The following is a 12,133-nucleotide window of genomic DNA, read 5'->3' as shown; positions in this document are numbered from 1 at the left end:
GCTCTCCCTGATCTGCGCGGCGTTCATCTCGTCGCTGCGTATCCCCGCCGTCACGGCCGGGGGCCAGGCGCCGGGAGCGTCGCTCCCGGGGACCGCGGCGACCTCGGCGAGCGAGGTGTACGCCTCGGCGCCCTCCATCAGCAGCTCAGTGGACATGTATGTCACCTCCTTTCTTGGTTCTCGTAGGGTCCGGGCCCGGGTTCGGGGCCGGAGGTCTCGAAGGGCGGCGTCGGCGAGCCGAGGTTGCGGTGCACCGCGTCGGGGTCGACCCCGGCGGCCCGCAGCGCCTCGCGCACCGCGTCGTCCCGGTCGCCGCCATGCTCGGCGTGGGTCAGCAGCCCAGCCGCGATGGCGTGCGAGCGGTGCTCGCCGAAGCTGAGCCTGCGTATCTCGGGCCGCGGATCCTGCGGCTCCCACGCCCAGCCGATGCCGCGGCCGAGCGCGGCGACATAGGTGGACAGGTCCTGGCGCAGCCCGCCGGTCGCGGTGGCCGCCGCGCCGATCTCCGGCACCGCGTGCCAGGCACGGCGTCCCAGGTAGACCACGATGCTGTCGCGGCGCGAATACAGATCGCGGGCGGAGAGCACCTTGGCCTTGTAGGGGAGTCGTAGCTTCTCCAGCCGTTCGAGCACCGCGCCCCACAGAGCGGGGGCGGCGTCGGCCGTCTCGGCGCCCAGGTACAGCCGCAGACACGTGCCCTCCTCCAGGCCGTGCCCCGCCGAGCCGCTCACCAGCAGGAACCCGGGCGAGACCGTCGGCTGGACGGCCGGCAGGCTGACCTGGCGAGCCGGCCCCGCGGGGGTGGCGACCTCATCGCCGAGCCGGGACTCGGGGATCCGCACGCGCACCCCGTTCAGACGGACCACGTCGGGTGCTCCGGGCTCCACCATGGCCAGGGCGGGGGAGTCGTGGTGCGGGACCACGGCGCGCAGCCGGTGCTCGAAGTCCGGGTCGCGCAGCGACTTGTGCTGCGGTCCTTCCACGGGCTCGCGGCCGGTGTGGAAGGCGTCGTACAGCGCGTCGGCCAGCGCGCTGCGCAGCGCTTTGGGGCCGTCGGCGGTGATCTCGCGGTCGTCGACGGTGGCCGAGGTGAGATCCGCGTCGATGCGTACCCGGTCCAGCGGTTGCCTCATCGTCCCTCTCCCAGGCCCAGCGTGGTGGTGAGCTCGGCGGGGCGGAGCAGGGCGGTGCGGCCGACGCCGGCCACCGCGCGTTCCAGGGCGCTCAGCCGGCCGCGCTGGTGGGCCGCGACGATGATCCGGTCGATCAGGTGCCAGCCGGCGAAGGCCGCCGCCCGGGCCGCCAGCTCGTGGTCGTCGCGGGCCGCGGGCCGGGCGTCGAGGTAGCCGGTCCAGAACGCCTCGACGTAGGGGCGCAGGGCCTCGAAGCGGCGGGCGCCGTTGGCGATGACCTCGCGTTCGCTCATGCCGTCCTCCGGGCCTGCCATGCCGAGCACGCCGCGGTAGAGCCATTCGCCGGCGAAGGCGCCCACGTCCCGCGCGGCATCGGCGAGCCGGGCCTCTTCCCAGTCGGTCAGGTACAGCGTGCCGTCGTGGTGGAGGAACTGGTCGAGCCGCAGGTCGCCGTGGACCAGGACGTGCGGGCCGCGGCTTTCCCGGTCGCACAGGTCGCTGATCGCCTTGGTGATCACGGGGTCGTTGTGCAGGATCGCCCACGTCTCCAGTTCCGCGCCGCTGGCGGCGGTGTAGACCTCCAGTGGCAGGACCGCCAGGCGGTCGCGCGGCGGCAGCGGCGGCTCGGAGGTGTCCGCCGCGATGGGCTGCGGTGCACGGAGGGTGTGGAGCGTTCCGACCTGGATCCCCGCGGCGTGGGCGAGGTCCCAGGTGAAAGCGTCCTCCCCGGCGAGGTCGGCTCCGCTGTGCGCGTCTTGCAGCAGCGTGAAGGCCAGCAGGCCGGAGGCGTCGTCGCCGCCCAGGAAACGGGGCACGTTGATCACCGGGTGCGCGTCGAGCACCACGCCCATCGCCCTCGTGCGGTCCACCCTCCGGCGGACCTGGTCCGCCTCCCCGAGGGTCCGCTTGACGAAGACGGGGAGGCCCGCGTCGGTCACGCCCGCCCAGGTGTCGTTGCGGCCGAAGAACGCGGAGACCGTGTCCTCCCGCAGCACCCCGAGCTGGAGCGCCGTGAGGAACTCCGTGACCTCGGGAACCTGGTCGAGCGGCACCGGGATCGGCTTCGGCCCCTCACCCACGGCCATCACCGGCCCCGAGGCGGGAAACGCGGCGCGGCCGGGTGCCGGTGGCCTCGCCGGTGTACGAGCACCGGCATTCCGTAAGCATGACTGTGTCTCTTTCGACGCCCGATGGATGACGATCGACGGCGGTGCCGCGCGGGGATGATGGGGACGAGCCCGAGGTGGGACCGGCGGCCTCGCCGCGGGCTCGTCGTCGCACGCGTTGCGGTGGCCGTGGCCGTCGGCGGGCCGCCGTCATGAGCGTCCGGCCTGGCCGTTCGGCGTTCGTCAGCGGACGGTCTCGGCGCAGGTGTTGTTCGTCCTGCAGGTGTGGCCGCAGGTGACCTCGCACGCGGCCAGCTGGCTCTCGGTCTGGGCGGGGAGCAGGTCGAGGGCCTTGATGTCGAGTTCCATGGCGTTCGTCCTTTCTTCGGTGGGGGATTTCCGCCTGCGCCGCGGCGGCCTTCGTGGCCGCCCATTGGCCGGCGGAGTTCGCGGAGTCGCACGGGCGTGATGGTCGCCATGCGCGCCCCGCGACGGGGTCAGTTGATGATGGAGTGCATGGAGGTGACGCCGCTGCAGGTCACCAGGCAGGTGACCTCGCACGCGGCCAGCTGGCTCTCCGTCTGGGCGGGGAGCAGGTCGAGGGCCTTGATATCGAGTTCCATCAGCTGCCCCGTCACCTACTGGCTGGTGACTTTGCAGGTCCAGCTGCAGGTGCCTTTCGGCGGGCAGGTGATCTCGCAGATGGCCAGCTGGCTCTCCGTCTGGGCGGGGAGCAGGTCGAGGGCCTTGATGTCGAGTTCCATGGCGTTCGTCCTTTCGTGGGAAGAGATATCCGCTGATGCCGCAGTGATCAGGAGAGGAACTGGGTGACCGAGGTGACCCCGCAGGTGGACCGCTTGCAGGTCACGTCGCAGGTGACGGTGCAGCCCGCCAGGTGCTGCTCGGTCCGGCCGGGGAGCAGGTCCAGGGCGTTGATGTCGAGTTCCATTTCGTTCTCCTTCCATGCGCGATCGTTCCGCCGGCACGACGGCCGACACGGCGATTTCGTGGTGAGAGAAGCATGGTGACGGGTGCTTAGGAATCGCTTTCGGCTGGAATGACACTGCGGCCCGGACTCTTGTCTCCGGATCTTGTCAAAGGCGGAGACGAGCCTCATGGGAAGCCCTCCGGCCTGCCTTTTTCCTGGTCGCGGCGGCGTCCGGGATGCTTGCGAAAGCTAAAGAGCGTCTCACGTCGTGAGACGAAGGGCGGTCGACGGGCCGCCCGGTCCGCACCGGGCCGCGGCCTGGTGTACCTGCCCTGCCGTCGCGTGGCGCTCGCGGCCGTCCTCGGCGACGCCGGCGAAGGTGTCGCACCGCTCGCCCCGCCCTCGTGGCCGGCCGTCGTGAATCGCCGCCGTTCCGGCCATGATCCGGATGCTTGACTCGTCCTTCGACAAGCTGTCAGGATCTTGTCAGGGCGCAGCCGGACGGCAGAGGGTGAACCTCTCCGGAGACCTGGGCATCTAACGGGGCAGGAGGCTCATCATGAACCGCACCCTCGTTCCCCTCGTGCTCGTTCCCCTCTTCCTGCTGGCCGGTTGCGGCTCGGACACGCAGACCGCGCCCCCGTCCTCGGGGGCTCCGGCGACCACGGCCCCCGCGGATCCCGCCGTCACTCCGACCTCCACGCCGGCCGGGCCACGTCCCCCGACGAGTACCAAGGAGATCGAGGTCGAGCGCACCACCGTTGCCTCGCCGGCCGTCACCGGGGCCAGGTTCGGCCGGCACCAGGGGTTCGACCGGGTGGTGATCGACCTGAACGGAGAGGTGCCCGGCTACACGGTGCGATGGGTGCCCGAGCTGGTCCAGGACGGCTCGGGCGATCGGGTCGACGTCAAGGGCGGGGCCTACCTCCAGCTGACGATGAGCCCCGCCATCGCGCACACCGAGGCGGGCAAGCCGACCTGGACGGGCGGGCCGATCTTCCAGGCACAGCTCGGCAACGTGCAGAGCGTGGTCAAGACGGGTGACTTCGAGGGAGTGGTGAGCGTGGGCATCGTCCTCGACCGCAGGGCACCGTTCCGGGTGCTGGAGCAGAAGAACCCGAACCGGCTGGTCATCGACGTCGCGCACTGAGCGGCGCACCCCATGACCAGTGACAGACTGGTCTGATGGTACGCAAAATCGACAACGCGACGCGGATTCCCGTTCCGGGCGGCAAGACGATCGACGAATACGTCGGCCGGGTCAACAGCGGCGACGACCGGATCTCGATCGCGCGGATGGTCGCCCCGGCGGGCTGGGAAGAGCCCGCCCAGACCCCGGAGTTCGCCGAGTACACCCTGGTGCTCAAAGGCACGGTGATCGTGGAGCACGACGGGGGCACCACCGAGGTCGGCGCGGGGGAGGTGTTCACCTGCGAGCCGGGGGAGCGGATCCGCTACCGCTCGGGGCCGGACGGCGCCGAGTACGTCGCCATCTGCCTGCCCGCCTTCTCTCCGGAGACCGCCAACCGCGACGACTAGTCGCCCCGTAGGGCATCGACCAGGCCCGCGGCACCGGGGCGGGCCTGGTCGTGAACACGTCACCCGGAACACGTGGGGCCGTCACGCACTCCGTCCCCGTGACTAAAGTCGAGGTCTCCCCGCTGGAAGGATGTAGATGAGTCAGCCACCCACTTTTGAGCAGATCCGCCTGGCTCCGAAGGTGTTGCTCCACGATCACCTCGACGGGGGGCTCCGGCCGGAGAGCATCATCGAGCTGGCCCGCGAGTCGGGCTACGACAGGTTGCCGGCGACCGACGCCGACAGCCTGCGCACCTGGTTCAGGGAGGCCTCCGACTCCGGCTCGCTGGTGCGCTACCTGGAGACCTTCGACCACACAGTCGGCGTCATGCAGACGCGCGAGTCGCTGGTCAGGGTCGCCGCCGAGTGTGCCGAGGACCTGGCCGACGACGGCATCGTCTACGCCGAGGTGCGTTACGCGCCCGAGCAGCACACCTCCAGGGGGCTGAGCCTCGAAGAGGTCATCGAGGCGGTCCAGGAGGGCTTCAGGGCCGGTTCCGAGGGGCGGGGCATCCGGGTGGGCACCCTGCTCACCGCCATGCGCCACCAGGCCAGGTCGATGGAGATCGCCGAGCTGGCGGTCCGCTACCGCGACGCCGGGGTGGCCGGGTTCGACATCGCCGGCGCGGAGGCGGGCTACCCTCCCACCCGTCACCTCGACGCCTTCGAATACCTCCAGCGGGAGAACGCCCACTTCACCATCCACGCCGGTGAGGCCTTCGGCCTGCCGTCGATCTGGCAGGCGATCCAGTGGTGCGGCGCGGACCGGCTCGGTCACGGCGTCCGGATCATCGACGACATCTCCGTCTCCGACGACGGGGAGCCCAAGCTGGGCCGCCTGGCGGCCTACGTCCGGGACAAGCGCATCCCGCTGGAGATGTGCCCGACGTCCAACCTGCAGACCGGTGCGGCGGCCTCCATCGCCGAGCATCCGATCGGCCTGCTGCGCCGCCTGAACTTCCGGGTGACCGTCAACACCGACAACCGGCTGATGAGCGGTACGAGCCTCTCCGCGGAGTTCGCCAAGCTGTCGGAGGCGTTCGGCTATGACTGGGACGACATGCTGTGGTTCACGGTCAACGCCATGAAGTCCGCGTTCCTGCCGTTCGACGAGCGCCTGGCGCTCATCAACGGCGTCATCAAGCCCGGTTTCGCGCGCCTCAAGTGGCAGGCGTGACCGGGCACGTACGAGTGAAGTGAGCTTTCTCCCATGAAGCAGGTGTTCCGCTCCAACTTCGCGATGATCGTCGGTTGGCTCTGGATGGTGTTCGCCGCGGGCAACGTGGTGGATCTGGTCGTCCGCTACAACGGTCGTCCCTCGATGGTCGCCGCGGCGGTGCTGGGGGTGCTGACCGCGCTGGTCTTCGTCACCTGCCTGCGCCCGATGATCGTCATGTCCGAGGAGGGGGTGCTGGTCCGCAACCCGCTGCGGAACGCCTTCGTGCCCTGGAGCGGAGTGGACAAGGTCGCGGTCTCGCACTCGATCACGATCACCTCCGGCGGCCGGAGGGTCCGCTGCTGGGCGCCGCAGACCTCGGCCCGTGAGCGGGCGGCGGCCGCGCGCAAGGGAAGGCCCGCGCTCGCGCGGGGCCGCTTCAGGACCGAGCCGGTCCGCTCGAAGGCCGAGCAGGCCGCCGCCGAGGCGATGGCGGGCAAGACGCACGCCGACTGGGTGGCCGAGCAGATCACCGAACGCGCCAAGGCCGCCAGGCGGGCGGCCTCGGTCGCCGGGACCCCGGAAAGCGACGCGACCGTGCCCGAGGCGGAGGCCGGGGTCACGAGCGCGACCGTGCCCGAGGCGGAGGCCGGGGTCACGAGCGGGACCGTGCCCGAGGCGGAGGCCGGGGTCACGAGCGGGACCGGCACCGCATCCGAAACAGGTGCGCTCAGGATGAACTGGGCACCGAGTGCCCTGGTCGCCGTGGCCGTCGCCGCTCTGCTGGTGGTCGCGGCCTTCCTGGTCTGATCGCCCCGATCGCGGTGGCGCCGGGCTCGGGGAGGTGGTGTGGCCGGGGACGATCACGGGGAAGCATGATCGTCCCCGGCCGTGGAACAGGCGCGGTCAGAGGCCGAGGGCCTTGGTGAGGTCGGCCTTCAGGGCGTCGAGATCCCGTACCGCCCGCCCGCGGGCCTCGGCGACCTCGCCGGTCACCGGGACCACGACCTCCAGGTAGCACTTGAGCTTGGGTTCGGTACCCGAGGGCCGGACGACGACCCGGGCGCCGTCGGACAGGTGGTAGCGGAGGCCGTCGGTGGGCGGGAGCCCGCCCACGCCCTCGCTGAGGTCCTCGGCGGTCTCCACCTCGCGGCCGCCGAGCCGGGCGGGCGGCGTGGCCCGCAGCCGGGCCATGGCGCCGGTGATCAGCGACAGGTCGGCCACCCGGAACGACAGCTGGGAGGTGGCGTGCAGGCCGTGCCGGCGCGCCAGGTCGTCCAGGAGGTCGAGCAGGCCGCGGCCCTCCAGCTTGGCCTCGGCGGCGATCCCGGCCACGGTCAGCGCCGCACCGATGCCGTCCTTGTCGTGCACGGGCAGCCCGAGGTCGGAGCCGACGCTGTACCCCAGCGCCTCCTCGTACCCGAAGAGCAGGCCCGGACCGGCCTTCATGATCCATTTGAAGCCGGTCAGGGTCTCGGCGTAGCGCACACCGTACCCGGCGGCGATCTTGCCGAGCAGGGACGAGGAGACGATGGTGGTCGCCACCAGGCGGCCCTCGCCGGAGGTCCGCCTGATCACGTGCTCGCCCAGCAGGGCGCCCACCTCGTCGCCGGTCAGCATCCGGTAGCCGCCGCCGGGCAGCGGCACGCCCACCGCGCAGCGGTCCGCGTCGGGGTCGTTGGCCAGCACCAGGTCGGCGCCGGCCCGCTCCGCCAGCTCCAGCGCGAGGTCCATCGCGCCGGGCTCCTCCGGGTTGGGGAAGGCGACGGTGGGGAAGTCGGGGTCGGGGGCGGCCTGGGCCTCGACGACGGCCGGCGCGTCGAACCCGGCGGCGGCGAAGGCCCTGGCCAGTGTGACACCGCCGACGCCGTGCAGCGGGGTGTACGCCACCCGCAGCTCGCGGGCGGCGCCGATCGGGAGCGCGGTCACCGCCTCCAGGTAGGCGGTCACCACACCGTCGTCCAGCGTGGTCCACGCGGGATCGTCCGGGGAGCCGAGGGGCAGTTCGGAGACCGGCCCGACCGCGTCGATGGCGGCGGAGATCTCCGCGTCGATCGGCGGCACGATCTGGGAGCCGTCGCCCCAGTAGACCTTGTAACCGTTGTCGCGGGGTGGGTTGTGGCTCGCGGTGACCGTCACGCCCGCGTCGGCGCCGAGGTGGCGGACCGCGAAGGCCAGCACGGGCGTGGGCAGCGGCGCGGGGAGGACCGAGGCGCGCAGCCCGGCCCCGGTGAGCACGGCCGCGGTGTCACGGGCGAAGACGTCGGACTTGTGCCGGGCGTCGTAGCCGATCACGACGTGCCTGCCGGGACCGAGGACGCGGGCCAGACCGGCGGCGGCGCGCATGACCGTCACCCGGTTCATCCGGTTGGGGCCGGCGCCCAGCTCGCCGCGGAGCCCGGCGGTGCCGAACTCCAGCTTCGCGCCGAACCGCTCGCGCAGCGCGTCGCCGTCGCCGCGTTCCAGCAGCTCGGTCAGCTCCGCGCGGGTGTCGGGGTCGGGGTCCTGGGCCAGCCAGGAACGGGCGAGCCCCACGAGATCGCTGCTCATTGTCACCTCTCGGGCCGGGGCCCGTCGCCGGTTGAACCCTTGCAAGCAGGGTGATTCTTGAAAGCCGGGTGTTTCCCCGAAGGGAACCGATCCGCGCGTGTGGCCGGTTCCCACGGCCGGGGTGGTTCCGGCCGGTGTGCTCCCGGGCTGTGTGGTCTCGGCCGGTGCGGCCCCGGACCGTGCAGTCCGACCGTGCAGTCCCGGTCGTGTGGTCCCGGTCGTGCAGTCCCGGCCGTGGGGCCTACAGCTTGCCGACGACCCTGGCCAGCAGGCCGCCCATCCGCGTGGCGGTGGCGCGGCCGACCTCCAGCACCTCCTCGTGGTTGAGCGGCTCGCCCACCAGACCGGCGCCCGGGTTCGTGACCAGGGAGATGCCGAGCACCTCGGCGCCGCCCTCGCGGGCCGCGATGGCTTCGAGCACCGTGGACATGCCCACCATGTCGCCGCCCAGGATGCGGCACATCCGGACCTCGGCCGGGGTCTCGTACGTCGGGCCGCGGAAGGCCACGTAGACGCCCTCGGCCAGCGAGGGGTCGGCCTCACGGGCCAGCTCGCGCAGGCGCGGGGTGTAGACGTCGGTGAGGTCGACGAAGGTGGCGCCGCTGATCGGGCTGGCCCCGGTCAGGTTGATGTGGTCACTGATCAGCACCGCCTCGCCGACCTCCTGGGTCTCGGGGCGCAGGCCCCCGGCGGCGTTGGTCAGCACGACCGTGCCCACCCCGGCCCTGATCGCGGTCCGCACCCCGTGCACGACCGGCTCCACCCCGCGGCCCTCGTAGAGGTGGGTGCGGCCGAGGAAGATCAGCACGTTCTTGCCGGACTCGGTCCGCACGGCGCGGATCCGGCCCGCGTGGCCCGCCACGGCGGGCGGCGCGAAGCCGGGCAGGTCGGTGACCGGGATCTCGGCGACCGTCTCGCCGATCGCGTCGGCGGCCGGGACCCAGCCCGAACCCATCACCAGCGCGACGTCGAAGGAGTCCACGCCGACGGCGCTTCTCAGCGCGTCCGCGGCGTCCGTGGCGAGTGCATAGGGATCGTTGCTCACCTCACCGAGCGTACCGGTCGGCGGTGCTGTTCCGTCCGCTCCGTACCGCTTCCTGCATGCCTGTCCATGGCCGTCCGGCGGACGGCCATGGACAGGCGCCGGCTCAGTTCAGGAGCTGGAAGGTGGCGTCCTGTTTCCGCGGGACGAACGGGTCGCGCAGCCCCCGGTGCCGTTCTGGTTCAGCAGCCCCGTCGAGGCCTTGCCCCCGGAGACCTGCGTACCGCCGGAGGGAGGCGGTGGTCGTGGATTAGGGTCGAACGGTGGCTGAATCGATCATCGTGGTCCGTGACGTGCGCGTGGAGTTGAGTGGTAATCCGGTCCTGCGGGGTGTCGACCTCACGGTCGCCCGAGGTGACATCGTCGCCGTGGTCGGGGTGAACGGCGTGGGCAAGTCGACGTTGCTGCGCTGCCTGGCGGGTCTCCAGCCGTCGGGGTCCGGCGAGGTCAGCGTCCTTGATCGGCCGCCGGCGGATGATCCGGACTTCTGGCGCGATGTCATCCTCGTCGGCGACGAACCGGCGTGGTACCCGGGGCTGACCGTGCGGGAACATCTGGAACTGATGCACGCCGTACACCGCTCCTCCCGTCTGGAGGTCGGGACGGTCCTGGAGGTGTTCGGCCTGGCGGGGCGAGGGGACATGGCACCGCTGACGCTCTCCACCGGCCAGCGACAGCGGCTGTCGCTGGCGATGGCCCTGCTCCGGCCGAGCCGGCTGCTCCTGCTGGACGAGCCGGAGCGCGGACTCGACGCGACGTTCAGGAAGCGGCTGGCGACCATGCTGACCGAATACGCGGCGGCCGGTGGCGCCGTGGTGATGGCGACCCACGACCTCGACTTCGCCCACGTCACCCGCGCACGCCAGATCACCCTGGAGGCCGCCGCGTGAACGAGGTCCAGGCCGTGCGGGCCCTCATCCGGTCGGGTGGCCGGGCACCGATGAGCTGGTCGGACCGGTACGTCGCCCTGTTCGGGCTCGCGATGGCGGGGGCGGTGCTGGCCCAGCCCGTCGCCTCCGCACTCGCGACCATGGCCGGGCAGGCGGATCCGTCGAGGCTCGGTGCCGGGGTGGCGTTGATCGCTCTGGCCTACGCGGGCTTCCTCGCGCTCGCCCGCACGCTCGGCCCTGTCGCGCTGCCGGCCGCCGACGCCGCCTGGCTGCTGCTCTCCCCGCTTCCGCGCCGCGCCGTGCTGGGACGGAGCGCGGTGATCCTGCTGGCGATCTCCTCGCTGGCTGGCGCGGGACTGGGCCTGGCCCTGCTCGCCGTACTCGGTGCGCCGGATCAGCTCACGCCGCGGCTGGTCACCGCGGTGCTGCTGGGAGTCTCGGCGGCGGTCGGCGGGATGGCGACGGCCGTGCTGGCGCAGTCGTCCCAGCACTGGGACTCGTGGCTGCAGGGGGCGCTCGTCGTCCTCGCGATCGTGGCCGCGCTCGCGACGGTGCTGGGCAGCGGTCCGGGGCGGCACCTGCTGGTCGCCGTCGCCGACGCGCCGGTCTCGCTGGGCGCGGCCTCGGTGGCGCTCTGCGGCACCGTGACCGCCCTTCTGGTACGGCGGGCGTGGGCGGCACTCGGGCGTGTCCACGCGCGTACCGTCCTGGCCGCGTCCACCCGCGCCGGCGGGGTGGCCGCCGCGACGGTGGTCCTGGAATTCGGAGCCCTGACCTGGATCGCCGAGGACGGTCACTGGCGCGGGCGCACCCTGCGTTCCCGCCCGTGGCCGGCGCCGCTGTCGGGGGCACTGTCGGGGGCACTGTCGTGGCCGATGCCCCGGCTCCTGCGGCCCCTGTCCGCCCCGCTGGCCCTGGCCTGGCAGGACTGGCGCAGGCTGGGGCGCCGCCCAGGCCGGCTGGCCGCCCTGCTCGCGGCGGCCGCGCTGCCCGCGCTGGCCGCCCAGGCCGCAGGCGGTCTCTCCCCGGTCGCGATGATCCTGGTGGCCGGCGGAGCGCTGACCGCCGCGGCGGCGTGCACCACGGGTGCGCGCCGCGACGGGGAGGACCCGAGTCTGGCGCGGCTCTTCGGCGTGGGCGCCCGTGCGGCGCTCACCGCACGGGCACTGCTGCCGATGCTGCTGAGCGCCGTCTGGCTCACCCTCGCCCTGGCCGGACTGACCGCGATGGGTGCCCTGCCCGCCGGTCCGTGGTGGCTGTTCGGCCCGCTGTCCGCGCCCGCCCTGGCCGCTGGAGCCCTGCGGATGGCCCGGCGGGGTTTCGTCGATCACTCGATGCCGGTCATCGACACTCCGATGGGCTCCGTACCCATGGGCCCGCTCGTCTGGGCGATGACCGGCGTGGACATCGCCGTGCTCGGCTGCGCCCCCGCGCTACTGGCGCCGGCCGCCGGGCCGTCCGCCCTCGGCGCCCTGGTGGTCGCGCAGGCGCTGTCCGGGGCGGCCGTGCTGACCGCGTTCCTGCTTCGCGCGAGGAGAGCCGCCGCCGACCCGGCCCGCCTCGGGTGAGACAGCGGAGGCGTCGCGGACAGCCGTTCTGCGACGCTTCCGGGCATGCGGCATCGTCACAGGCCCGATGCCGGGCGGAAACGCCGGGCCTAGGCCCTGTCCTGCGGATCTTTTGCCTACTGCGGTCGGTCAGGCGGCGCCTCGCCGCGTTGTCGTCGGTCACCGCAGCACGCTGCGGCTCC

At 72.5% G+C, this 12,133-nt stretch carries 15 protein-coding genes; 6 read left to right on the top strand and 9 right to left on the bottom strand.

Annotation, left to right across the window (positions count from 1 at the left end; translation table 11 throughout):
* Positions 1-161 precede the first annotated feature (161 nt).
* The 7 genes from ABZ260_RS34845 to ABZ260_RS34815 form a co-directional block, all read right to left on the bottom strand.
* Entirely contained in the window at positions 162-1,133 is a 972-nt protein-coding gene (locus tag ABZ260_RS34845; protein ID WP_355626189.1) for a T3SS effector HopA1 family protein, read from the bottom strand.
* The gene (gene lxmK / locus ABZ260_RS34840) at positions 1,130-2,212 is read right to left on the bottom strand and encodes a class V lanthionine synthetase subunit LxmK (RefSeq protein ID WP_355626187.1); all 1,083 of its coding nucleotides are present in this window, start codon (positions 2,210-2,212) and stop codon (positions 1,130-1,132) included. Before lxmK ends, ABZ260_RS34845 begins: the two co-directional genes overlap by 4 nt.
* 270 nt (positions 2,213-2,482) lie before the next feature.
* Complete coding sequence (locus ABZ260_RS34835; protein ID WP_355626185.1) at positions 2,483-2,608, bottom strand: ALQxL family class IV lanthipeptide; 126 nt, start codon at positions 2,606-2,608, stop codon at positions 2,483-2,485.
* A gap of 128 nt (positions 2,609-2,736) precedes the next feature.
* Positions 2,737-2,877 (bottom strand): ALQxL family class IV lanthipeptide, encoded by a 141-nt coding sequence (locus ABZ260_RS34830; RefSeq protein WP_355626183.1) that lies wholly within the window; start codon positions 2,875-2,877, stop codon positions 2,737-2,739.
* Complete coding sequence (locus ABZ260_RS34825) at positions 2,878-3,003, bottom strand: ALQxL family class IV lanthipeptide (RefSeq protein ID WP_350911681.1); 126 nt, start codon at positions 3,001-3,003, stop codon at positions 2,878-2,880.
* A gap of 47 nt (positions 3,004-3,050) precedes the next feature.
* Entirely contained in the window at positions 3,051-3,188 is a 138-nt protein-coding gene (locus tag ABZ260_RS34820; protein WP_355626181.1) for an ALQxL family class IV lanthipeptide, read from the bottom strand.
* 240 nt (positions 3,189-3,428) lie between these two features.
* Positions 3,429-3,638, bottom strand: a complete 210-nt coding sequence (locus ABZ260_RS34815) for a hypothetical protein (RefSeq protein ID WP_355626179.1) — start codon at positions 3,636-3,638, stop codon at positions 3,429-3,431.
* A gap of 88 nt (positions 3,639-3,726) precedes the next feature.
* Between ABZ260_RS34815 and ABZ260_RS34810 the strand changes: the two genes are divergently transcribed.
* The 4 genes from ABZ260_RS34810 (at position 3,727) to ABZ260_RS34795 (ending at position 6,711) form a co-directional block, all read left to right on the top strand.
* Positions 3,727-4,317: a hypothetical protein gene (locus ABZ260_RS34810; RefSeq protein WP_355626177.1), complete on the top strand. Its 591-nt coding sequence runs from the start codon at positions 3,727-3,729 to the stop codon at positions 4,315-4,317.
* A 35-nt stretch (positions 4,318-4,352) separates the two neighbouring features.
* Positions 4,353-4,706, top strand: a complete 354-nt coding sequence (locus ABZ260_RS34805) for a cupin domain-containing protein (protein WP_355555449.1) — start codon at positions 4,353-4,355, stop codon at positions 4,704-4,706.
* Between the two features lie 136 nt (positions 4,707-4,842).
* A complete protein-coding gene (locus ABZ260_RS34800; RefSeq protein ID WP_355626175.1) occupies positions 4,843-5,922 on the top strand; it encodes an adenosine deaminase in 1,080 nt (359 codons plus the stop codon).
* A 33-nt stretch (positions 5,923-5,955) separates the two neighbouring features.
* A complete protein-coding gene (locus ABZ260_RS34795) occupies positions 5,956-6,711 on the top strand; it encodes a hypothetical protein (RefSeq protein ID WP_355626173.1) in 756 nt (251 codons plus the stop codon).
* Positions 6,712-6,807: 96 nt separating this feature from the next.
* Here the strand turns inward: ABZ260_RS34795 and ABZ260_RS34790 are convergent, their stop codons facing one another.
* Both ABZ260_RS34790 and ABZ260_RS34785 read right to left on the bottom strand, forming a co-directional pair.
* On the bottom strand, positions 6,808-8,451 hold the full coding sequence (locus tag ABZ260_RS34790; protein WP_355626171.1) for a phospho-sugar mutase: 1,644 nt from the start codon (positions 8,449-8,451) through the stop codon (positions 6,808-6,810).
* Between the two features lie 241 nt (positions 8,452-8,692).
* Positions 8,693-9,496, bottom strand: a complete 804-nt coding sequence (locus tag ABZ260_RS34785) for a purine-nucleoside phosphorylase (protein ID WP_350911695.1) — start codon at positions 9,494-9,496, stop codon at positions 8,693-8,695.
* A 260-nt stretch (positions 9,497-9,756) separates the two neighbouring features.
* Between ABZ260_RS34785 and ccmA the strand changes: the two genes are divergently transcribed.
* Positions 9,757-10,383: a heme ABC exporter ATP-binding protein CcmA gene (gene ccmA, locus ABZ260_RS34780; RefSeq protein ID WP_355626169.1), complete on the top strand. Its 627-nt coding sequence runs from the start codon at positions 9,757-9,759 to the stop codon at positions 10,381-10,383.
* Entirely contained in the window at positions 10,380-11,951 is a 1,572-nt protein-coding gene (locus ABZ260_RS34775; RefSeq protein ID WP_355626167.1) for a DUF6297 family protein, read from the top strand. Before ccmA ends, ABZ260_RS34775 begins: the two co-directional genes overlap by 4 nt.
* Positions 11,952-12,133: the final 182 nt, after the last annotated feature.

Origin of the sequence: Streptosporangium sp. NPDC006013 (assembly GCF_040614275.1) — a bacterium.
Taxonomy (GTDB): Bacteria; Actinomycetota; Actinomycetes; order Streptosporangiales; family Streptosporangiaceae; genus Streptosporangium.
This window is presented reverse-complemented; position numbering and strand designations above follow the sequence as displayed.